We start from the raw sequence: 20,677 nt of genomic DNA, 5'->3' as shown, positions 1-20,677 counted from the left end.
ACTACTCCTTGGCCGCCAGATTCACTACACGGTTGGAGCGATCCACCGGACGCACTGACTGGCCCTCATGGAGCACATGCACGCCTGCGGCCACCACCCAATCGGTGGCGGCCAAGCCTTCGAGTACCGGCACGGTGTTTTCGCCAAACGCACCAATGCGTACAGGGGTGCGTTCAAGGGTGTTGTCCGGTTTTACACGCCAAACGTAGGACGCACCGTTCTCGGCACTCAGGGCAGACAGCGGTACCGATAGGGGAATGACACCGTCGGCCTGGATGAACACCCGCGCGCTTTGGCCCAGTTCGGCGGGCACTTTGCCGCCGGTGAAGGCTACGCGCGCGGCGAAGGTGCGAGACTTGGGGTCGGCGGCAGGAGAGAGTTCACGAATGCGCCCGGCGAAGCGTTGCTCTGGCTGGCTCCACAACTCCACCGACACCGGCTGGCCGATCTTGAAGCGGCCAAAGCCCTGCTCGGGCAGGCTGATCAACACTTCGCGCTCGCCATCGGTGGCCAGGGTGAACACCGTCTGGCCAGCGGAGACCACTTGCCCCACCTCTACGGCACGCTTGGCGACCACACCGTCCTGAGGCGCGCGCAACACGGCGTAGCCGGCCTGATTGCTCGACACATCGAACTCGGCCTTGATCTGCTTCAGGCGTGCTTCACCGGCTCGGTAGAGGTTTTCGGAATTGTCGTACTGCGACCGACTGACCATCTGACGGTCCATCAAGGTCTTGTAGCGATCCCGCTCCGCACGTACCAGGCTCAGATTGGCCTCGGCGGCGGCCACTTGCGCACGGGTGGCTTCCAATTGCAGACGCACGTCCTGGGGGTCGAGTTCGGCCAGCGGCTGGTTGGCCTTGACCCGCTCGCCCTCCTCCACCAGGCGCTTGCTGACTTTGCCGCCGATGCGAAAGGCCAGGTCCGGCTCATACCGGGCACGCACCTCACCTGGGTAGCTGTCCATCGCCTGCGCCGAAGGCTGCGGTTGCACCACCATGGCCGGGCGCACGGTGGTCTGAGCCGCGTCTTCATGGCCGCAAGCGGCCAACAGGAAGATCAGGCTGACAGGCAAAGCAAGGGGCAGGAAAGCGCTGCGCATGCTGAAGGACCTTTCGCAAATAGAGCTTGGAATAATTATACTGGCCGGTATGTTATTAATACCAAACTCACCAGTCCAGTATTAAAGGTGAAAATGTCCGACAATCCTCTGAACACCGCAAGCCCCGGGCGTCCCAAGGACATGGCAAAACGCCAGGCAATCCTCGAATCGGCAAAATCGCTGTTCCTGGACAAGGGCTATGCAAACACCAGCATGGACGCCGTTGCCCTGGCGGCCGGCGTATCGAAACTCACGGTCTACAGCCACTTCACCGACAAAGAGACGCTGTTCACCGCTGCGGTGGTGGCCAAATGCGAAGAGCAATTGCCGGTGATGTACTTCGAGCTGCCCGTAGGCATGCCCGTCGAGACGGTGCTGCTTAACATCGCCCGCGGCTTTCATCGACTGATCAACAGCGAAGAGTCGGTAAACCTGCATCGCCTGATGATGACCACCGGTAATCAGGACGTGAAACTCTCACAGATCTTCTTCGATGCCGGCCCCATGCGCATGCTGCAAGGCATGGAGCGCCTGCTCGGCAAGATTGACCAGAGCGGCGCCTTGAGCATCGACACACCGTTCAAGGGCGCGGAGCACTTCTTTTGCCTGCTCAAGGGCACGGCGAACTTTCGTTTGTTGTATGGCTGCGGCGGACAATTGAGTGCGCAAGAGGCCGAGGAGCATGTGCAGGACGTGGTGAAGTTGTTTATGCGGGCCTATCGCAGCCAGGGTCCAGAAACACCTAAGTAAGTTGCACCAACCGACAGTAACCACGATGCGAAGCGAGTCGCTCTTGATCTGCTTTTGATCTTAGGCGCCCCGTTAAACCACGCTGGCCGAACGCAGGCTTGAATTCGTGGGTAACCCGGCAGGACGCCGGGTTAGCCGCCCCGCGCCAGGGATGGCGCGTGGCGGCGGCCCACGGATTCAAGCCTGCGTTCGGGCACACCGAGCCCAAGCGAGGTGCCGAGTGGTGGGGCAAGAGCGTTTTGCTTACTTTGCCGCTTTTGCAAAGTGAGCCGCCGTTGGGCGGAACCCTAAGTGGCCGTTACCGCAGAAATGGATATGTACTCGGTATAACAGTGTCGCCTGTCAGGCCGCCTTCGCGAGCAAGCCAGCTCCCACATTTAGATCGCGGGGTGTCAGGTAGATAGGTGTCGGCTGTCAGGACGTCATCGCAGGCAAGCCAGCTCCCACATTTAGATCGTGGGGTGTCAGGTAGATAGGCGTCGGCTGTCAGGCCGCCATCACAGGCAAGCCAGCTCCCACAGTTGGATCGCGGGGTGTCAGGTAGATAGGTGTTGGCTTTCAGGCCGACATCGAAGGCAAACCCACATCTGCACTGCCCGCATTCAAATAGAACTTCTACCCCCAGCCCCGCCTCATAACTGACAAGCCCACCGCCCCGGCAACCCCATGGACCTCGTCATCGCCCGCCCCGAAGGCCTCTACTGCCCTGCCGGTGATTTTTACATCGACCCCTGGCGCCCAGTGGAACGCGCAGTCATCACCCACGCCCACGGCGACCACGCCCGCACCGGCAATCAACACTACCTGGCCGCCGCCCCCGGCGAAGGTATCCTGCGCTGGCGCCTGGGCCAGGACATCAACCTGCAAACCCTGGCCTACGGCGAACGGTTGGTGCATCACGGCGTGACCTTAAGTTTTCATCCGGCCGGGCATGTACTGGGTTCGGCCCAGGTACGCCTGGAATACCAGGGCGAAGTCTGGGTGGCGTCCGGCGACTACAAGGTCGAACCCGATGGCACCTGCGCGCCCTTCGAACCGGTGCCCTGCCACACCTTTATCACCGAATCCACCTTCGGCCTGCCGATTTACCGCTGGCAGCCCCAGGCGCAGATTTTTGCCGGGATCAATGACTGGTGGCAGGCCAATATCGCCAGCGGCAAAGCCAGCGTGTTGTTCTGCTACTCCTTCGGCAAGGCCCAACGCATCCTCCATGGGCTGGACGCCAGCATCGGCCCGATCCTCAGCCACGGCGCCGTCGAGCCGTTGAACCGGGTGTACCGCGAAGCGGGCATCTACATCCCCGAGACGCTGTATGCCGGCGACTTCAAAAAGACCGACCCACTGCTGCGCCAAGCCCTGATCATCGCCCCGCCCTCTGCCGGTGGCAGTACCTGGATGCGCCGCTTTGGCGACTACAGCGACGCCTTCGCCAGCGGCTGGATGCGCCTGCGCGGTACACGGCGGCGGCGCGGTGTGGACCGTGGTTTCGTGCTTTCGGACCACGCCGACTGGCCTGGCTTGTTGTGGGCCATCGAACAAACCGGCGCACACCGGGTGATGGTCACCCATGGTTCGGTGGGTGTGTTGGTACGTCACCTGCGGGAAAAGGGCTTGGATGCCCAAGGCTTCAGCACCGAATACGGCGATGACGAAGAAGAGGTCACGGCATGAAAGCCTTCGCCGAGCTGTACGCCAACCTCGACGCCACCACTTCCAGCAATGCCAAGCTCGCCGCCCTGCAAGCCTACTTCCTGCAGGCGCCGCCGGCCGATGCGGCCTGGGCTGTGTACTTTCTTAGCGGCGGGCGGCCCCGGCAATTGGTGCCGACACGTCTGCTACGGGACATGGCCACCGAAGCGGCCGGTATCGAACCCTGGCTGTTCGAAGAGAGCTACCAGTCGGTGGGAGATCTGGCCGAGACCATCTCCCTGCTCCTGCCAGAATCCACCTACACCTCCGAAGACGGCTTGGCCGTATGGCTGGAAGAAAAACTCCTGCCCCTGCGCGGTCTGCCGCCCATGGACCTGGCAGACCGGCTGCCAGCGCTGTGGGCGCAACTGGACCAACCGAGCCTGATGGTGTGCATCAAATTGATCACCGGCAGCTTCCGCGTCGGGGTGTCCAAACTGCTGGTGACCCGCGCCCTCGCTGCCATGGCCGACCTCGACAGCAAGCGCGTGGCGCAGCGGCTGGTGGGCTACACCGACCTGTCGAACCGTCCGACAGCCGAAGGCTACCTCAAGCTGATCGCCGCCGAATCATCCGACGAACACGCGCAACGTGGCGGGCAGCCCTATCCGTTTTTTCTGGCTCACGGGCTGGCGCAACCGGTGGAGCAATTCGACACCCTGCTCGGTTCGCCCGCCGACTGGCAGGTGGAATGGAAGTTTGATGGCATTCGCGCACAACTGGTCAAGCGCGAGGGGCGCCTGTGGGTCTGGTCTCGCGGTGAAGAGTTGCTGACTGAACGTTTCCCTGAACTCCACAGCCTGGTCAGTGGCCTGCCCGACGGTACGGTGATTGATGGCGAAATCGTGGTGTGGAAAGACTCGGTGCAACCCTTCGCGCTGCTGCAACAGCGCATTGGCCGCAAAACCTTGAGTAAAAAAGTGCTAGAGGATGCGCCAGTGGCGGTGCTCGCCTACGACCTGCTGGAATATCAGGGCGACGACTGGCGCAACCACACCCAGGCTGAACGTCGCACCCAATTGGAACAGGTGATCGCGGCGTGCAACCAACCGGTGTTATTGCCTTCGCCATTGCTGGAAGGCCAAACCTGGGCAGCCTTGGCCGAACAGCGTGAAGCCTCTCGCAGCCTGGGGGTGGAAGGCATGATGCTCAAGGATCGCAAGGGCCTCTACGGCGTGGGCCGCACCAAAGACATGGGCCTGTGGTGGAAGTGGAAGGTCGACCCCTTCAGCGTCGACGCCGTGTTGATCTACGCCCAGCGCGGCCATGGCCGGCGCGCCAGCCTCTACAGTGACTACACGTTCGCCGTATGGGACGGCCCACCGGGCAGCGAGCGCACCCTGGTGCCGTTCGCCAAGGCGTATTCCGGGCTGACCGACGAGGAAATGCGCAAGGTCGACGCCATTGTGCGCAAAACCACGGTGGAGAAGTTCGGCCCGGTCAGCAGCGTGACGCCGAGCATGGTGTTTGAGCTGGGTTTTGAAGGGATTGCCCTGTCCAAGCGGCACAAGAGCGGGATTGCGGTGCGATTTCCGCGGATGCTGCGCTGGCGCCAGGATAAGGCGGTGGATGAAGCGGACAACCTGGCCACGCTACAAGACTTGCTGGCCTGATCCAGCCCCTTGTAGGAGCTGGCTTGCCTGCGATGACGGTGAGTCAGCTACCCCATGTAACAACTGACCCACCGCTATCGCAGGCAAGCCAGCTCCCACCTTTTGATCAGCGACCGATCCAGAATGGTGCGCTGGAAATTCCATGCCCACTTTCGGGCACCGCCTACACTTGAAACGGCCTTATCCCACCTTTTAAAAAGCCCATCCGGAACTATGGTGCAGAAATTGCTACTTGTGATGGGTCTGACACCGTTCAGTAACAGTCCTAATCGCGCCACAAGCGCTTATCTTGGTTTCCAGGGATTACCTAATGAAAAAAGCATTGCTGACCCTTTCTGCACTGGCTCTGTGCATGGCTGCTGGTGTTGCTACGGCCAAGGAATACAAGGAATTGCGTTTTGGTGTCGACCCTTCCTACGCACCGTTCGAATCCAAGGCCGCCGACGGCAGCCTCGTGGGCTTCGATATCGACCTGGGCAATGCGATCTGCGCGGAGCTGAAGGTCAAGTGCAAGTGGGTCGAAAGTGACTTCGACGGCATGATCCCGGGCCTGAAAGCCAATAAATTCGATGGCGTGATTTCGTCGATGACCGTGACCCCAGTGCGCGAGAAGGCCATCGACTTCTCCACCGAGCTGTTCTCTGGCCCGACTTCGCTGGTGTTCAAGAAAGGCGCTGGCTATTCGACGCCAGACTCTCTCAAGGGCAAATCCGTGGGTTACGAGCAAGGCACCATCCAGGAAGCCTACGCCAAGGCCGTACTGGATAAAGCCGGGGTGACCACCAAGGCTTACGCCAACCAGGACCAGGTGTACGCCGACCTGACCTCCGGGCGCCTCGATGCTTCTGTGCAGGACATGCTGCAAGCCGAACTGGGCTTTCTCAAGTCGCCAGCCGGTGCCGGCTATGAAGTGAGCGCCGCGATCGACGACCCGCTGCTGCCGTCGAAAACCGCCGTCGGTATCAAAAAAGGTAACACTGAACTCAAGGCGCTTTTGGATAAAGGTATCAAAGCGTTACACGATGATGGCACCTACGCCACTATCCAGAAGAAACACTTTGGCGAACTGAACCTGTACAGCGGCAAATAATGCCTGGGGCGCCCTGCTTCAGGTGGGGCGCTTTTTTATCGCCATAGGTCCTGATTTATGTTCGAAGATCTGTTGCAAACCCTCGGGCTGAGCGCATTCAGCCTGAAGGGTTTCGGCCCGCTGTTGCTGCAAGGCACCTGGATGACCATCAAGTTGTCGGTGCTGTCCCTGGCCGTCAGCGTCTTGCTGGGCCTGCTCGGCGCCAGCGCCAAACTGTCCAGCCTGGCCATTGTGCGTATCCCCGCCCAGCTCTACACCACCCTGATTCGCGGTGTACCCGACCTGGTGCTGATGCTGCTGATTTTCTACAGCCTGCAAACCTGGCTCAGCGGCTTTACCGACTTTATGGAATGGGAATACATCGAGATCGACCCGTTCAGCGCCGGGGTGATCACCCTGGGCTTTATCTACGGGGCGTATTTCACCGAAACCTTTCGCGGCGCGATTCTCGCCGTGCCCCGCGGCCAACTCGAAGCCGCCACCGCTTACGGGCTCAAGCGCGGGCAGCGGTTTCGCTACGTGACCTTCCCGCAGATGATGCGCTTTGCGCTGCCGGGCATCGGCAATAACTGGATGGTGATGCTCAAGGCCACCGCACTGGTGTCGATCATCGGCCTGGCAGACCTGGTAAAAGCCGCCCAGGACGCTGGCAAGAGCACCTATCAACTGTTTTATTTCCTGGTGCTGGCGGCGCTGATCTACCTGTTGATCACCAGCGCCTCAAACTTTGTCTTGCGCCGACTTGAACGTCGCTACTCCGCAGGCGCCCGGGAGGCAGTGCGATGATCGAGCTATTGCAGGAATACTGGCGCCCCTTTCTTTATAGCGACGGCCAGCACATCACCGGCCTGGCCATGACCTTGTGGTTGCTCAGTGCCTCGCTGGTGATCGGCTTTCTGGTGTCGATCCCACTGTCCATCGCCCGCGTTTCGCGCAAGCGCCTGGTGCGTTGGCCCGTGCAGTTCTACACCTACCTGTTTCGCGGTACGCCGCTCTATATCCAATTGCTGATCTGCTACACCGGCATCTACAGCCTTGCCGCCGTGCGGGCACAACCGATGCTGGATGCGTTCTTTCGCGATGCGATGAACTGCACCCTGCTCGCCTTCGCCCTCAACACCTGCGCCTACACCACGGAGATCTTCGCCGGGGCGATCCGCAGCATGGCCCACGGCGAAGTCGAGGCGGCCAAGGCTTACGGCCTCAGCGGCTGGAAGCTGTACGCCTATGTGATCATGCCTTCGGCGTTGCGACGCTCGTTGCCCTACTACAGCAACGAAGTGATCCTGATGCTGCACTCAACCACGGTGGCCTTTACCGCAACGATCCCGGACATCCTCAAGGTTGCGCGGGACGCCAACTCCGCCACCTTCATGACCTTCCAGTCATTCGGCATTGCCGCACTGATCTATCTGACGGTGACCTTCGCCCTGGTCGGTCTGTTTCGCCTGGCGGAACGTCGTTGGCTGGCCTTTCTCGGGCCGAGCCACTAAGGAGTTTGCATGCGCCATCAGCTACATGACCTGATCGCGCCGGTGCCCGGCACGGCGCGGCAGATCCACAGTTTTCACTTCGGCCCGCAGCAGCCCGAAGGCAAGGTGTACATCCAGTCCTCCCTGCATGCCGATGAATTGCCGGGCATGCTGGTGGCCTGGCACCTGAAGGCACGCCTGGCAGAACTTGAAACGGCCGGGCGCTTGCGCAGCGAAATCGTGCTGGTGCCGGTCGCCAACCCGGTGGGCCTGGAACAGGTGTTGATGGACATCCCCTTGGGCCGCTACGAACTGGAAAGCGGGCAGAACTTCAATCGCCTGTTCGTCGATCTCAGCGAAGACGTCGGCAACCAGGTCGAAGACCTGCTGGGCGATGATCCCCAGCGCAATGCCCAATTGATCCGCAGCGCACTGTCCCACGCCTTGGCCGCGCACACCGCTCAGACCCAGTTGCACTCCCAACGCCTGGTGCTGCAACGCTTGGCCTGTGATGCCGACGTGGTGCTGGACCTGCATTGCGACTTCGAAGCCGTGGCGCACCTGTACACCACGCCCGACGCCTGGCCACAGGTAGAGCCGTTGGCGCGCTACCTGGGCTCGGAGGCCAACCTGTTGGCTACCGATTCCGGCGGGCAGTCTTTTGACGAATGTTTCACCCTGGTGTGGTGGCAATTGCAGCAACGCTTCGGCGAACGCTACCCGATCCCCATGGGCAGCTTGTCGGTGACCGTCGAGCTGCGTGGCCAGGGCGATGTCAACCACGGCCTCGCCGCGCTGGACTGCCAGGCCATCATTGATTATTTGATCCATCTCGGCGCCATTCACGGCAATGCAGCCCCCTTGCCTGCCCTGGCCTACCCGGCTACGCCGCTGGCGGCGGTGGAGCCGGTGACTACCCCGGTGGGTGGCTTGCTGGTATTCAACGCCCTGCCAGGCGAATACCTGGAGGCCGGGCAATGGGTCGCCGACATCATCGACCCCATTACAGACCGCGTAACGCCTGTGCACTGCCAGCACGCCGGGCTGCTTTACGCCCGCTCGCTACGCCGCATGGCCACGGCCGGCATGGTGATCTGCCATGTCGCCGGCACACAGGTCTACCGCAGCGGTTATCTACTTTCGCCTTGAGGATGCACGCCCCATGTACAAACTGACCGTTGAAGGCCTGCACAAAAGCTATGGCGACAATCAAGTGCTCAAAGGTGTGTCGCTCAAGGCCAAGACCGGTGATGTGATCAGCTTGATCGGCGCCAGTGGCTCAGGCAAGAGTACCTTCCTGCGCTGTATCAACTTTTTGGAAACCCCCAACGATGGCGCCATGACCCTGGACGGCCAAGCGATCCGCATGGTCAGCGACCGCCAGGGTATGCGCGTGGCCGACGATGCCGAGCTGCAACGCCTGCGCACGCGGCTGGCGATGGTGTTCCAGCACTTCAACTTGTGGAGCCACATGAGCGTGCTGGAAAACATCACCATGGCCCCTCGGCGTGTGCTGGGTTGCAGCAAAAAGGACGCTGAGGACCGCGCCCGCCGCTACCTGGACAAAGTCGGGCTGCCGGCGCGCGTGGCCGATCAATACCCGGCGTTCCTGTCAGGTGGCCAGCAACAACGCGTCGCCATCGCCCGCGCCCTGGCGATGGAGCCGGAGGTGATGCTGTTCGATGAACCCACATCAGCCCTGGACCCGGAGCTGGTGGGCGAAGTGTTGAAGGTGATCCAAGGCCTGGCCGAGGAAGGCCGCACCATGATCATGGTGACCCACGAGATGAGCTTTGCGCGCAAGGTCTCAAGCCAGGTGCTGTTCCTGCATCAGGGCCGGGTGGAGGAGCAAGGCCTGCCAGAGGATGTGCTGGGCAATCCGAAGAGCGAACGCCTGCAACAATTTTTGAGCGGCAACTTGAAGTAGGAGCGAGCTTGCTCGCGAAAATCGTCAACGATAACGCCGGCAACCTGGAGAAACACGGTGCCTGGGCCTTTTTCGCGGGCTAGCCCGCTCCTACAGTTGAACGTCGGCGGTGCCTGAAGGGTCTTTGAACTAACCCCTCCAGAGCGTCCGCTGCCGCATGGCAAAAAACCCCGACTTCGCCAAGCAATGGTTTGCCACCCAAGGGTGGAAGCCATTCGCCTTTCAGAAAGAGGTATGGGCCGCGGTCAAGGCCGGCCAGTCGGGGTTACTGCATGCCAGCACTGGGGCGGGTAAAACCTATGCCCTCTGGTTTGCCGCCCTCAATCGTTTCGCCATCACCCGCCCGCCCGTCACAGGCAAACGCAAACCGCCTGCCGAGCCGCTGACCGTGCTATGGATCACGCCGATGCGCGCCTTGGCCGCCGACTCCGCACGCGCCCTGCAAGCCCCACTGGAGGCGTTGCAGATTCCCTGGAGCGTGGGCCTGCGCACCGGTGATACCAGCAGCAGTGAACGCGCGCGCCAGACCCGTCGCCAACCCACCGCCCTGGTCACCACCCCGGAAAGCCTGACGTTGATGCTGGCCCGCGCCGACAGTGAGACCAGCCTGGCGCACCTGCGCATGGTCATCGTGGATGAATGGCATGAACTGATCGGCAATAAGCGTGGCGTGCAGTTGCAACTGGCGCTGGCACGCTTGCGGCGCTGGCATCCTGAGTTGATGGTGTGGGGTATTTCCGCGACGCTGGGTAATCAGGCCCACGCTTTGGAAGTACTGGTCCCACAGGGCGACGGCATTAATGTACAGGGGCAAACGGCCAAGGCACTGAAGGTCGACACCTTGCTGCCGCCCGTCACCGAGCGCTTTCCTTGGGCCGGGCATATCGGTTTGAAGATGTTGCCGCAGGTGGTCGCCGAGGTAGAGGCCAGCAGCAGTTGCCTGGTATTTACCAATACCCGGGCGCAATCGGAGATCTGGTACCAGGCGATTCTGGACGCGCGTCCGGACTGGGCCGGCTTGATTGCCCTGCACCACGGTTCGTTATCGCGCGAGACCCGCGACTGGGTGGAGCGGGCGTTGAAAGACGGGCAACTCAAGGCGGTGGTGTGCACCTCCAGCCTCGACCTGGGCGTGGACTTCCTGCCGGTGGAACGGGTGCTGCAAATTGGTTCCGCCAAGGGCGTAGCGCGGTTGATGCAACGCGCCGGGCGTTCCGGCCACGCGCCAGGGCGGCCCTCACGGGTAACGCTGGTGCCCACCCACAGCCTGGAGTTGGTGGAAGCCGCGGCCGCCCAGGATGCGATCGCCCAACGGCACATCGAAGCGCGGGAATCACCTTACAAGCCGCTGGATGTGCTGGTCCAACACTTGGTCAGCATGGCCTTGGGCGGCGGGTTTACTCCGGCAGCACTGTTGGACGAAGTGCGCGGCGCCTGGGCCTATCGCGACCTCACCGAAGCGGATTGGGCCTGGGCCCTGGGGTTTGTGCGCCATGGTGGCCTGTCACTCACCGCTTATCCGGATTACCGCCGCGTGGAGCCCGATGAGCACGGCATCTGGCGTGTCCCGGATGCACGCCTCGCACGCCGCCATCGCATGAGCGTCGGCACCATCGTCAGTGATGCCAGTATCCAGCTCAAGTTCTGGAGCAAGGGCGGCGGCAAGAACCTGGGCAGTGTCGAGGAAGGGTTTATTGCAAGGCTCAAGCCGGGGGATGGGTTTCTGTTCGCCGGACGCTTGCTGGAACTGGTGCGCGTGGAAAACATGACCGCCTATGTACGTCGCAGCACCGCGAAAAAAGCCGCCGTGCCACGCTGGAATGGCGGGCGCATGCCCCTTTCCAACGAACTGGCCCAGGCGGTAGTCGAGCGTTTTGATGCCGCCGCCCATGGGCAGTTCGACGGCCCGGAGATGCAGGCGGTGCAACCGTTGCTGCACACCCAATTGCGCTGGTCCGGCCTGCCGACCCGTGAGCATTTGCTGGCTGAAACCCTGCGTTCGCGGGAAGGCTGGCACCTGTTTCTGTACCCCTTCGCTGGCCGCCAGGTACACCTGGGCTTGGCCAGTTTGCTGGCCTGGCGGGTCAGCCAACAGCAGCCGCTGACCTTCTCGATTGCGGTGAATGATTATGGCCTGGAGCTGTTGAGCGCCACCGAGGTGCAGTGGCCCCAGCTGTTGAACGCTACGTTGCTGAGCCCCCAAGACCTGCTGGCTGACGTGATCGCCAGCCTCAATGCCGGCGAACTGGCCCTGCGCCGCTTTCGCGAGATTGCGCGAATCGCCGGGCTGGTATTTGCCGGGTATCCCGGCGCGCCGAAAAGCACGCGACAAGTGCAGGCTTCCAGCGGCTTGTTCTTTGAGGTGTTCAAGCAATATGACCCGCAGAACCTGCTGCTGGCCCAGGCCGGTGAAGAAGTTCTGCGTGATGAATTGGATATTCGCCGGCTGGAACACACGCTGAATCATCTGTCGACGCTGAGGCTGGACCTGCACACGATCCAGCGGCCCACACCCCTGGCCTTCCCGCTGCTGGTAGAACGGATGCGCGAAAGCATGAGTTCGGAAAAGCTTTCGGAGCGCATCGCGCGGATGGTCAAGGACCTGGAAAAAGTCGCCGACAAAGGGCAAGGCTGATGCATTACCCACTGATGCTGGAAGGCGAAGAGCTATGGCTATTGCCGGACAAGGCCGTGTATTGGCCCGCACGTCGATGCCTATTGATTGCCGACGCGCATTTTGGCAAGGCGTCGGCCTATCGCAGCCTGGGGCAGCCGGTGCCACAGGGCACGACTACGGCCAACCTGGAACGCCTGGACAAGCTGTTATCGGCCCTGCCGTGCGCGCAGTTGATCTTTCTCGGCGATTTCCTGCACGGCCCTGGCTCTCACGCCAGCGGCACCCTGAACGCAATCCGGGCCTGGCGTGAGCGCAATCGCAAACTGGCCTTGATCTTGATTCGCGGCAATCACGACAAACGTGCCGGTGACCCACCGCTGGATTTGGCCATTGAGGTGGTCCCCGAGCCCCTGCTAATGGGCCCTTTCGCCTTGCAGCATGAGCCAGAGGCACACGTCAGCCACCATGTACTGGCGGGGCATGTGCATCCGGTGTACCACCTGCGAGGCAAAGGGCGCCAACGGCTGCGCTTGCCGTGCTTCCAGATCGGCGCTCAGGTTAGCCTGCTGCCAGCCTTTGGCGCGTTTACAGGGGGTTATGCCGTGGAGCAGGCCCAAGACCAGCGAATCTTTGTGATCGGCGATCACCAAGTCTGGCCGATTCAATGAATCGATAAGGCCCGCTCAGGTATCAGGCAACAGGCGCGGGTGGTGGCTCGTCCGGTAAGGTCGGCTCACCCGGCTCGGTAGGCTGCGGGTAATCAGGTTCAGGTTGACCGGGGATGCCGCCCCCGTGCGCGGGGTTGGCCATCAGGGACCAGGCCAGAACACCAATCTGGTTGGGTTCAAGCCGGGCGAGTTCTGCGCTGATTCGCGGGTCGATCTTCATAGGGTACTCCTCAAGTATGGCCCGGCGCGTTTCACACGCGCCGAAGCAGTACACCTAGATAGAGTCACTTTCTGCAGACAAATTCCCTTTGCCCGTAGGAGCTTTAGATCAAGCGCGTGGGAGAGTGACGCCGCGTTGGCCCTGATACTTGCCCGCACGGTCTTTGTAGGACACTTCACAGGCCTCGTCGGACTGCAAGAACAGCATTTGTGCCACGCCTTCGTTGGCGTAGATTTTCGCCGGCAAAGTGGTGGTGTTGGAGAATTCCAGGGTCACGTGGCCTTCCCACTCAGGCTCAAGCGGCGTGACGTTGACGATAATGCCGCAGCGGGCGTAGGTGCTTTTACCCAGGCAGATGGTCAGCACGTCGCGAGGAATACGGAAGAACTCCACGGTGCGCGCCAGGGCGAAAGAGTTGGGCGGGATGATGCACACGTCGCTCTTGACGTCGACGAAGCTCTTTTCGTCGAAGTTTTTCGGATCGACGATCGCCGAATTGATGTTGGTGAACACCTTGAATTCATCGGCGCAACGCACGTCGTAGCCATAGCTGGAAACCCCGTACGAAATCACGCGCTCGTCGCCTTCGCCACGAATCTGGCGTTCGACGAACGGCTCGATCATGCCGTGTTCCTGCGCCATGCGGCGAATCCACTTGTCCGATTTGATGCTCATGGCGGTGTCCTGAATAGCGAGGCGAAAAAAATCTGTGGGCCATCTTACCGGGGCCGGCGTTGGGGTTCAAAGGCCGCACGGGTTTTCTTGATGAATGCCCCGCCAGCTATAAGCCGCAGCCAGCGTAGCCGGGGCCCGGATGGCCGGCATCAATGACTGTAAATACCACCGCCAGTCACGAAAATAGAGAAACCTTCGGAAATACCATTGGCACGTTCCGGAAAAAGGGTTAAGGTGGCGCCACTGTGCTGCTTGTGTCACTGAGAATCTCTACACGATATGTTGAATTTCGATCCAACCATCTCCAAGAATTTTTCCTGCTCTTTGCACTCAGTCTCGGCCAGGGCTTTTCCTGAGTCGCAGTTAACTTTGTCCAAGGAGATACACCATGTCTAATCGCCAAACTGGTACCGTTAAGTGGTTCAACGATGAAAAAGGCTTCGGCTTCATCACTCCACAATCCGGTGACGACCTGTTCGTTCACTTCAAAGCTATCCAATCCGACGGCTTCAAAAGCCTGAAAGAAGGCCAACAGGTTTCTTTCATCGCTACCCGCGGTCAGAAAGGCATGCAAGCTGAAGAAGTTCAAGTTATCTAACTTGTACTGACTTAGTCGAAAAAACCCCGCCCTTAAAAGCGGGGTTTTTTTATGCCTGGATTTCGGGATGCCTGATCGTTCCCGCGCTCTGCGTGGGAACGCCTCTTGTGACGCTCGGCGTCGCGCTTTGGGACGCCGAGCGTCCAGGGCTGCATTCCCACGCAGAGCATGGGAACGATCAGGGCACAGCAAAACGCCCGGTGCATTCACATGCATCGGGCGTTTTGTCATCGCTGCCCTACCAATCGTTATTGGAACAACGACTCACTCGACAAGCCATTCTTCTCCAGGATCTCGCGCAAGCGCTTGAGGCCCTCTACCTGGATCTGCCGCACCCGCTCACGGGTCAGGCCAATCTCCAGGCCCACATCCTCCAGGGTGCTGCTCTCATGGCCGCGCAGGCCGAAGCGGCGAATCACCACTTCACGCTGCTTGTCCGTGAGCTCTGACAGCCACTGGTCAATACTTTGGGAAAGATCATCGTCCTGCAACAGCTCGCAAGGATCCGTCGGACGGTCATCGGTCAGGGTGTCCAGCAGGGTTTTATCCGAATCCGGCCCCAACGAGACATCCACCGAAGACACACGCTCGTTAAGGCCTAGCATGCGCTTGACCTCCCCTACCGGTTTTTCCAGCAGGTTGGCGATTTCTTCAGGCGAAGGTTCATGATCGAGTTTTTGCGTCAGCTCACGCGCCGCCCGCAGGTAGACGTTGAGCTCCTTGACCACATGGATCGGCAACCGGATCGTGCGGGTCTGATTCATGATCGCCCGTTCGATGGTCTGGCGAATCCACCAGGTGGCATAGGTAGAGAAACGGAAGCCCCGCTCAGGGTCGAACTTCTCCACAGCCCGGATCAAGCCCAAGTTGCCCTCCTCGATCAGGTCCAGCAGGGACAGCCCACGATTGACATAGCGTCGGGCGATTTTCACCACCAGGCGCAGGTTGCTTTCAATCATGCGCTTACGCCCAGCCGGATCGCCCTTCTGCGACAGACGCGCAAAATGGACTTCTTCTTCGGGGGTCAATAGAGGGGAAAAGCCGATTTCATTGAGGTACAGCTGGGTCGCGTCGAGCGCCCGCGTGTAGTCAACGTACTTGTGCTGCTTCAATGCGGCAGCATTCTTGGATTTGGTGCGAACTGAAGGTGGTGATACCCCTTCATTATCTGACATCGTTTCCAAATCGATACCGGCCTCCATAAGGAGAACCTCATCGTCGATGTCAAACTCCGGCACTTCTTTACTGAGAGCCATTGTTATAGTCCTTTGGTGAGTTCGACCTCAAGCTCAAGCGACGCCTCTATCCTTGGCAACGCTGGAGCCTGTTCCTTCTACGTGAGGGAACAGGCTGTGCAACACATCAACGACGGGGCAGGAATTGCAGCGGATCTACAGGCTTCCCTTGGCGGCGAATCTCAAAGTGCAGTTTCACCCGGTCTGTGCCCGTTGACCCCATTTCGGCAATCGTCTGTCCGACCTTGACCTGCTGCCCCTCCCGAACCAACAACCTGCGGTTATGACCGTAGGCACTGACGTAGGTATCGCTGTGTTTGATGATGACCAGCTCGCCGTAGCCCCGCAAACCACTCCCGGCGTACACCACTGTCCCATCAGACGCAGCTAAAACAGGCTGTCCCAAATCCCCGGCGATATCAATGCCTTTATTCAAACTACCGTTTGAAGAGAATTTTCCAATCAACACTCCGTTTGAGGGCCATCCCCAACCGGTCGGCGCAGGCCCGGCAGGTGGCAACGGCGCGGGTGCCGGCTTGCTCGCAACCGTAGGCGTGGCGCTGCCTGCAGGCCGAGTGATGATGGTGGTCTTGCTCGAGGACGATGGCGAAGAACCCGACTTTGTCACAACTGCCGTAGGTGCGGAACCTGAGCGACCATCGAAACGAATGGTCTGCCCTGGATGGATCGTATACGGCACAGGAATGTTGTTACGGGCGGCCAGCGCCTTGTAGTCCCAGCCATAACGAAAGGCAATCGAGAACAGGGTGTCGCCTTTGCGCACCACGTATTGACCGGTGGTCACCGTGGGCCTTTGGGGGGTTGCGTTGGTACGGTCAACGACCCGCGCACCGCCGGATGGCGTGCTCGAGCAGGCTGCCAATAAGGAACTCAAGACAAGGCCAAGCACCAGTCGCTGAAAGCTTGTTTTACTCATTCGCTGCGCAGGACCTGTGAGACTCACCCGCCGCTCCCTTTGTGGTGGCTGAACGTTAACGCCTGGATCAGGCTTGAAATATGACGCAAGTATAACTGGGCATTGGCTTTTTACTGGCACATGACTGAAAGGAAAAATTCATCATGTTTAATCGTGGCTGCCAGGCATGTTGATTCAATAGACCCCGCCGTAAGACACATCCCCGCTTACAGAATTCACTGCGCGCGAATAAATGATCAGGCCAGCGGGCCGTTGAGCAAGGGTACGAAACGCACGGCACCGAGTACATGCCGGGAAAAGCCTTCGTCCTCACGGATAATAAGCATCAACTGTTGCACTTCGCCGGAGCCCACCGGGATGACCAGCCGCCCGCCAGGTGCCAATTGATCCAGCAAGGCTTGCGGCACATCGGTGGCCACGGCGGTGACGATGATACCGTTGTAGGGCGCCAGCGCCGGCCAGCCCTCCCAGCCATCGCCCCAGCGAAATACCACGTTGCGCAGGTTCAGCTCCACCAGACGCTCTTTGGCCCGGTCCTGCAGCACCTTGATGCGCTCGACCGAAAACACCCGCTCTACCAATTGCGACAGCACGGCCGTCTGGTAGCCGGAGCCGGTGCCAATCTCCAGCACCTTGTCCAAAGGCCCCGCCGCCAGCAGCAGCTCGCTCATGCGCGCGACCATGTAAGGCTGAGAGATGGTCTGGTTGTGACCGATGGGCAACGCCGTGTCTTCATAGGCACGATGCGCCAGGGCTTCATCGACAAACAGGTGCCGCGGCGTGCGCCGGATCACTTCCAGCACCTGCGCGTTGGACAAGCCTTCTTCATACAGGCGCTGGATCAACCGCTCCCGGGTGCGCTGGGAGGTCATCCCGATGCCACGGCGCAACAGGTCGTCTTGTTCACGAGCCATCAACGCAGTCCCTCCAGCCAGCCATCAAGGCCACTGAAGGCATCACTGAAGGTGCGATCAAACAGCAACGGGGTAACGGAGACATAGCCTTGCATCACCGCATGAAAGTCCGTGCCCTCGCCGCCATCTTCGGCGTCGCCGGCCGCGGCGATCCAATAGCCTTCCTTGCCGCGTGGGTCGACCACCTTCAAGGGCGCCGCCGCACGGGCGCGATGGCCCAGGCGCGTGAGTTGGATGCCGCGAATATGGTCGAGGGGCAGGTTGGGGATATTGACGTTGAGTACCGTACGCGGCGGCAGGTCCAGGGAAGCATGGGCCTCCACCAACTTGCGCGCGTAGTAGGCCGCCGTCGCCAGGTTATCCAGTTGCCGCGAAGCAAAGGAAAAGGCAAAGCCGGTTCGGCCCAGGAAGCGCCCTTCGAGGGCCGCCGCCACGGTGCCGGAATACAGCACGTCGTCACCCAGGTTGGCGCCCAGGTTGATCCCCGAGACCACCAGGTCTGGCTGGTGCTCCAGCAAACTGTTGATTGCCAGGTGCACGCAGTCGGTGGGGGTTCCGTTGACGCTGATAAAGCCATTGGCCAGGACCCGCGGGTGCAGCGGACGGTCGAGCGTCAGCGAACTGCTGGCGCCGCTCTTGTCCTGGTCGGGGGCAACCACCACGCACTCGGCGTAATCCTGCAGCGCAGCATGGAGCGCGGCAAGACCGGGTGCGGTGGCACCGTCATCGTTTGATATCAGAATACGCATGGGCTGTCCGTCTGCCCCACCGGCACCAGATCAACAAGCTCGCGCACCAAGACAGTGGCGAAGCATCCGGCCGGCAGGACGAATTCCAATTGCAGAATGTCAGGCCCGGGATAATGCCACGTCAACCCGCCAATGGGCAGTCGCAGAATGCGACGTTCCTGGCTCATTCCCGCCTTCACCAGCCAATCACGTAGGTCTGCTTCGCCAGCGACGACAGATTGTTCCAGCTCGTACGTAAGACCTTTCGCCGGCGAATCACCTTCGCCCCACTGCGGGCCGGTGGGATGCAGGTCCAGGATCGCCAGGCGCGGGTCACTGCACTCAGCTTCCCCGGCCGGAAAAAAACTGCGACTGTCGGTAAACGCCAGCAGATCGCCGACTTGGGCTCGCTGCCATGAACCGTCGGCGACGCGGGCCGCCAACACTTTGTTGAACAGGTAACTGCGAGCCGTGGACAGCAAGCGCGAGCGCACGTTGCGCTGCTCGGGCAGGGCCTTGCGGGCAGCCCACTCGCGAGCATCCACCACGTTGCCGCCGTTGTGGCCAAAACGCTGGGTGCCGAAGTAATTGGGGATGCCGTGCCGCGCAATCAACTGCAGACGTGCGTCGATGGCAGCGGTGTCGCCGGCCAGTTGGGTCAGGCGCAAGGTGAAGCCGTTGGCCGAATGGGCACCGCGCTGCAACTTGCGTTTGTGACGCGCAGTTTTCAGGATCTTGAGGGTGTCGTTTTCTGCGCCGCTCATGTCCGGGTCGGCCTTGCCGGGCAATTGCACGCTGAACCACTGACGGGTCAGGGCTTGACGGTCCTTGAGCCCGGCATAGCTGACGGTGCGCAACGGTACGCCAGCAGCCTTGGCGATACGCCGTGCGGCCTCCTCGGTGTTCAAGCCGCGCTTTTCCACCCACAGCCACAGGTGCTCGCCGTCGCCGGTCAGCGGGATGTCCAGCACCTCATCAACCTGGAAGTCTTCGGCCGTGGCCTTCAGTACCGCGCTGCCCAGGGCCTCGCCATAGGCCCGCGGGCCCAGCAGTTGCAGGTCGTTCATGCGCGCAGCAACAAGGCGACGGAGTGCACTGCGATGCCCTCTTCACGACCGGTAAACCCGAGCTTTTCGGTGGTGGTGGCTTTCACGTTGACTTGATCCAATTCAATTTGCAGGTCTGCGGCGATCGCTGTGCGCATCGCTTCGATATGGGGGGCCATTTTTGGCGCCTGGGCGACGATGGTGTTATCGACGTTGCCGACCTTCCAGCCCTTGGCGTGGATCAGGCCGACCACATGGCGCAGCAACACACGACTGTCCGCGCCCTTGAAGGTGGGATCGGTGTCCGGAAAGTGCTTGCCGATATCGCCCAATGCCGCCGCGCCGAGCAAAGCATCGCTCAAGGCGTGCAAGACCACGTCGCCGTCGGAATGAGCCAGCAACCCATGGTGGTGTGCAATGCGCACACCGCCCAGGGTGATGAAATCGCCTTCAGCGAAACGGTGCACATCGTAGCCGTGGCCAATACGCATAAAAAAACGCCCCGATTTAATTCAGGGCGTGATTCTACCTACTTTTTCCTCGGATTAACCGAGCAAAGCACGACCATGATGGCGCAAATGGTCTTCGATGAAGCTGGCGATGAAGAAGTAGCTGTGGTCGTAGCCAGGCTGCAGGCGCAGTTCCAGCGGATGGTTGGCTGCTTTGGCCGCTTGCTGCAAGGCTTCGGGCTTGAGCTGAACCGCGAGGAAATCGTCGCGATCGCCTTGGTCCACCAAGAGCGGCAACTTTTCCGAGGCTTCGCTGATGAGCACGCAGGCATCCCATTCGCGCCATTTCGAACGCTCTTCCCCCAAATAACGGGAAAAGGCTTTCTGGCCCCACGGGCAGTCCATCGGGTTGTTGATCGGCGAAAACGCCGACACCGACAGGTAACGTCCAGGGTTGCGCAATGCGCAGACCAGCGCACCGTGACCGCCCATGGAGTGGCCGCTGATACCGCGCTTATCGGAGGCAGGGAAATGCGCCTCTACCAATGCCGGCAATTCCTGCACCACGTAGTCATGCATCCGATAGTGCTTGGCCCAGGGTTCCTGGGTGGCATTGAGGTAGAAGCCCGCGCCGAGGCCGAAGTCCCAGGCATTGTCCGGGTCGCCCGGCACGCCGAGGCCGCGGGGGCTGGTGTCCGGCGCGACGATGATCAAGCCCAGTTCGGCGGCCATGCGCTGGGCGCCGGCCTTCTGCATGAAGTTTTCGTCAGTACAGGTCAACCCGGACAGCCAATACAGCACCGGCAGCTTGCCGCCCTGCTCTGCTTGCGGCGGCAGGTAGACGGCAAAGGTCATGTCGCAACCCAGCACATCGGAATGATGCTTGTAACGTTTATGCCAGCCGCCGAAGCTCTTCTGGCATGACAGGTTTTCCAGACTCATGGCCG

At 60.8% G+C, this 20,677-nt stretch carries 21 protein-coding genes; 11 read left to right on the top strand and 10 right to left on the bottom strand.

Going from position 1 to position 20,677, the window contains the following annotated elements; genetic code table 11:
• Position 1: 1 nt before the first annotated feature.
• Positions 2-1,102 carry an efflux RND transporter periplasmic adaptor subunit gene (locus tag TX24_RS24875; RefSeq protein WP_034134902.1) on the bottom strand — a complete coding sequence of 367 codons (1,101 nt, stop codon included), beginning with the start codon at positions 1,100-1,102 and terminating at the stop codon, positions 2-4.
• A gap of 93 nt (positions 1,103-1,195) precedes the next feature.
• Here TX24_RS24875 and TX24_RS24870 point away from each other — a divergent pair, with 93 nt between their 5' ends.
• The 10 genes from TX24_RS24870 (at position 1,196) to pdeM (ending at position 12,928) form a co-directional block, all read left to right on the top strand.
• Positions 1,196-1,852, top strand: coding sequence for a TetR/AcrR family transcriptional regulator (locus tag TX24_RS24870; protein WP_057711532.1), 657 nt, complete (start codon positions 1,196-1,198; stop codon positions 1,850-1,852).
• 666 nt (positions 1,853-2,518) lie between these two features.
• Positions 2,519-3,523 (top strand): ligase-associated DNA damage response exonuclease, encoded by a 1,005-nt coding sequence (locus TX24_RS24865; protein ID WP_003189232.1) that lies wholly within the window; start codon positions 2,519-2,521, stop codon positions 3,521-3,523.
• Positions 3,520-5,154: an ATP-dependent DNA ligase gene (locus tag TX24_RS24860; RefSeq protein ID WP_003189229.1), complete on the top strand. Its 1,635-nt coding sequence runs from the start codon at positions 3,520-3,522 to the stop codon at positions 5,152-5,154. Before TX24_RS24865 ends, TX24_RS24860 begins: the two co-directional genes overlap by 4 nt.
• A gap of 310 nt (positions 5,155-5,464) precedes the next feature.
• On the top strand, positions 5,465-6,244 hold the full coding sequence (locus tag TX24_RS24855) for a transporter substrate-binding domain-containing protein (RefSeq protein WP_057711530.1): 780 nt from the start codon (positions 5,465-5,467) through the stop codon (positions 6,242-6,244).
• A 57-nt stretch (positions 6,245-6,301) separates the two neighbouring features.
• A complete protein-coding gene (locus TX24_RS24850) occupies positions 6,302-7,030 on the top strand; it encodes an ABC transporter permease (protein WP_003189227.1) in 729 nt (242 codons plus the stop codon).
• The gene (locus TX24_RS24845) at positions 7,027-7,737 is read left to right on the top strand and encodes an ABC transporter permease (RefSeq protein WP_057711528.1); all 711 of its coding nucleotides are present in this window, start codon (positions 7,027-7,029) and stop codon (positions 7,735-7,737) included. Before TX24_RS24850 ends, TX24_RS24845 begins: the two co-directional genes overlap by 4 nt.
• A gap of 9 nt (positions 7,738-7,746) precedes the next feature.
• Positions 7,747-8,865 (top strand): succinylglutamate desuccinylase/aspartoacylase family protein, encoded by a 1,119-nt coding sequence (locus TX24_RS24840; RefSeq protein WP_057711526.1) that lies wholly within the window; start codon positions 7,747-7,749, stop codon positions 8,863-8,865.
• 13 nt (positions 8,866-8,878) lie between these two features.
• Positions 8,879-9,643 carry an ABC transporter ATP-binding protein gene (locus TX24_RS24835; RefSeq protein ID WP_003189223.1) on the top strand — a complete coding sequence of 255 codons (765 nt, stop codon included), beginning with the start codon at positions 8,879-8,881 and terminating at the stop codon, positions 9,641-9,643.
• Between the two features lie 157 nt (positions 9,644-9,800).
• Entirely contained in the window at positions 9,801-12,278 is a 2,478-nt protein-coding gene (locus TX24_RS24830; RefSeq protein WP_057711524.1) for a ligase-associated DNA damage response DEXH box helicase, read from the top strand.
• Positions 12,278-12,928, top strand: coding sequence for a ligase-associated DNA damage response endonuclease PdeM (pdeM, locus tag TX24_RS24825; protein WP_057711522.1), 651 nt, complete (start codon positions 12,278-12,280; stop codon positions 12,926-12,928). Before TX24_RS24830 ends, pdeM begins: the two co-directional genes overlap by 1 nt.
• Before the next feature lie 22 nt (positions 12,929-12,950).
• Here pdeM and TX24_RS24820 read toward each other — a convergent pair whose 3' ends face one another.
• Complete coding sequence (locus TX24_RS24820; RefSeq protein ID WP_003189217.1) at positions 12,951-13,148, bottom strand: hypothetical protein; 198 nt, start codon at positions 13,146-13,148, stop codon at positions 12,951-12,953.
• A gap of 108 nt (positions 13,149-13,256) precedes the next feature.
• Positions 13,257-13,823 (bottom strand): dCTP deaminase, encoded by a 567-nt coding sequence (dcd, locus tag TX24_RS24815; RefSeq protein WP_003189215.1) that lies wholly within the window; start codon positions 13,821-13,823, stop codon positions 13,257-13,259.
• Positions 13,824-14,211: 388 nt separating this feature from the next.
• On the opposite strand from dcd, the gene TX24_RS24810 reads away from it, so the two are divergent.
• On the top strand, positions 14,212-14,421 hold the full coding sequence (locus TX24_RS24810) for a cold-shock protein (RefSeq protein WP_002554837.1): 210 nt from the start codon (positions 14,212-14,214) through the stop codon (positions 14,419-14,421).
• A 248-nt stretch (positions 14,422-14,669) separates the two neighbouring features.
• On the opposite strand, the gene rpoS is transcribed toward TX24_RS24810, so the two are convergent.
• The 7 genes from rpoS to fghA form a co-directional block, all read right to left on the bottom strand.
• Entirely contained in the window at positions 14,670-15,677 is a 1,008-nt protein-coding gene (gene rpoS, locus TX24_RS24805) for an RNA polymerase sigma factor RpoS (RefSeq protein ID WP_003189214.1), read from the bottom strand.
• Positions 15,678-15,783: 106 nt separating this feature from the next.
• Positions 15,784-16,620, bottom strand: a complete 837-nt coding sequence (locus TX24_RS24800; RefSeq protein ID WP_003189213.1) for a peptidoglycan DD-metalloendopeptidase family protein — start codon at positions 16,618-16,620, stop codon at positions 15,784-15,786.
• A 209-nt stretch (positions 16,621-16,829) separates the two neighbouring features.
• On the bottom strand, positions 16,830-17,465 hold the full coding sequence (locus TX24_RS24795) for a protein-L-isoaspartate(D-aspartate) O-methyltransferase (protein WP_169850588.1): 636 nt from the start codon (positions 17,463-17,465) through the stop codon (positions 16,830-16,832).
• A 41-nt stretch (positions 17,466-17,506) separates the two neighbouring features.
• Positions 17,507-18,256, bottom strand: coding sequence for a 5'/3'-nucleotidase SurE (gene surE / locus TX24_RS24790; protein WP_003189210.1), 750 nt, complete (start codon positions 18,254-18,256; stop codon positions 17,507-17,509).
• Positions 18,244-19,302 carry a tRNA pseudouridine(13) synthase TruD gene (gene truD, locus TX24_RS24785; RefSeq protein WP_003189208.1) on the bottom strand — a complete coding sequence of 353 codons (1,059 nt, stop codon included), beginning with the start codon at positions 19,300-19,302 and terminating at the stop codon, positions 18,244-18,246. The genes surE and truD overlap by 13 nt, the downstream gene beginning before the upstream one ends.
• Entirely contained in the window at positions 19,299-19,772 is a 474-nt protein-coding gene (ispF, locus tag TX24_RS24780; protein WP_003189207.1) for a 2-C-methyl-D-erythritol 2,4-cyclodiphosphate synthase, read from the bottom strand. The genes truD and ispF overlap by 4 nt, the downstream gene beginning before the upstream one ends.
• A gap of 54 nt (positions 19,773-19,826) precedes the next feature.
• Positions 19,827-20,672 (bottom strand): S-formylglutathione hydrolase, encoded by an 846-nt coding sequence (gene fghA, locus TX24_RS24775; RefSeq protein ID WP_003189205.1) that lies wholly within the window; start codon positions 20,670-20,672, stop codon positions 19,827-19,829.
• Between the last annotated feature and the right edge of the window lie 5 nt (positions 20,673-20,677).

It is taken from the genome of Pseudomonas lactis, assembly GCF_001439845.1.
GTDB classification, from domain to species: Bacteria; Pseudomonadota; Gammaproteobacteria; order Pseudomonadales; family Pseudomonadaceae; genus Aquipseudomonas; species Aquipseudomonas lactis.
This window is presented reverse-complemented; position numbering and strand designations above follow the sequence as displayed.

Bases quoted from the DNA above. Each gene is read 5' to 3' on its own strand.
- TX24_RS24875 (WP_034134902.1), bottom strand. From the start codon at position 1,102: ATGCGCAGCGCTTTCCTGCCCCTTGCTTTGCCTGTCAGCCTGATCTTC.
- TX24_RS24870 (WP_057711532.1), top strand. From the start codon at position 1,196: ATGTCCGACAATCCTCTGAACACCGCAAGCCCCGGGCGTCCCAAGGAC.
- TX24_RS24865 (WP_003189232.1), top strand. From the start codon at position 2,519: ATGGACCTCGTCATCGCCCGCCCCGAAGGCCTCTACTGCCCTGCCGGT.
- TX24_RS24860 (WP_003189229.1), top strand. From the start codon at position 3,520: ATGAAAGCCTTCGCCGAGCTGTACGCCAACCTCGACGCCACCACTTCC.
- TX24_RS24855 (WP_057711530.1), top strand. From the start codon at position 5,465: ATGAAAAAAGCATTGCTGACCCTTTCTGCACTGGCTCTGTGCATGGCT.
- TX24_RS24850 (WP_003189227.1), top strand. From the start codon at position 6,302: ATGTTCGAAGATCTGTTGCAAACCCTCGGGCTGAGCGCATTCAGCCTG.
- TX24_RS24845 (WP_057711528.1), top strand. From the start codon at position 7,027: ATGATCGAGCTATTGCAGGAATACTGGCGCCCCTTTCTTTATAGCGAC.
- TX24_RS24840 (WP_057711526.1), top strand. From the start codon at position 7,747: ATGCGCCATCAGCTACATGACCTGATCGCGCCGGTGCCCGGCACGGCG.
- TX24_RS24835 (WP_003189223.1), top strand. From the start codon at position 8,879: ATGTACAAACTGACCGTTGAAGGCCTGCACAAAAGCTATGGCGACAAT.
- TX24_RS24830 (WP_057711524.1), top strand. From the start codon at position 9,801: ATGGCAAAAAACCCCGACTTCGCCAAGCAATGGTTTGCCACCCAAGGG.
- pdeM (WP_057711522.1), top strand. From the start codon at position 12,278: ATGCATTACCCACTGATGCTGGAAGGCGAAGAGCTATGGCTATTGCCG.
- TX24_RS24820 (WP_003189217.1), bottom strand. From the start codon at position 13,148: ATGAAGATCGACCCGCGAATCAGCGCAGAACTCGCCCGGCTTGAACCC.
- dcd (WP_003189215.1), bottom strand. From the start codon at position 13,823: ATGAGCATCAAATCGGACAAGTGGATTCGCCGCATGGCGCAGGAACAC.
- TX24_RS24810 (WP_002554837.1), top strand. From the start codon at position 14,212: ATGTCTAATCGCCAAACTGGTACCGTTAAGTGGTTCAACGATGAAAAA.
- rpoS (WP_003189214.1), bottom strand. From the start codon at position 15,677: ATGGCTCTCAGTAAAGAAGTGCCGGAGTTTGACATCGACGATGAGGTT.
- TX24_RS24795 (WP_169850588.1), bottom strand. From the start codon at position 17,465: ATGACCTCCCAGCGCACCCGGGAGCGGTTGATCCAGCGCCTGTATGAA.
- surE (WP_003189210.1), bottom strand. From the start codon at position 18,256: ATGCGTATTCTGATATCAAACGATGACGGTGCCACCGCACCCGGTCTT.
- truD (WP_003189208.1), bottom strand. From the start codon at position 19,302: ATGAACGACCTGCAACTGCTGGGCCCGCGGGCCTATGGCGAGGCCCTG.
- ispF (WP_003189207.1), bottom strand. From the start codon at position 19,772: ATGCGTATTGGCCACGGCTACGATGTGCACCGTTTCGCTGAAGGCGAT.
- fghA (WP_003189205.1), bottom strand. From the start codon at position 20,672: ATGAGTCTGGAAAACCTGTCATGCCAGAAGAGCTTCGGCGGCTGGCAT.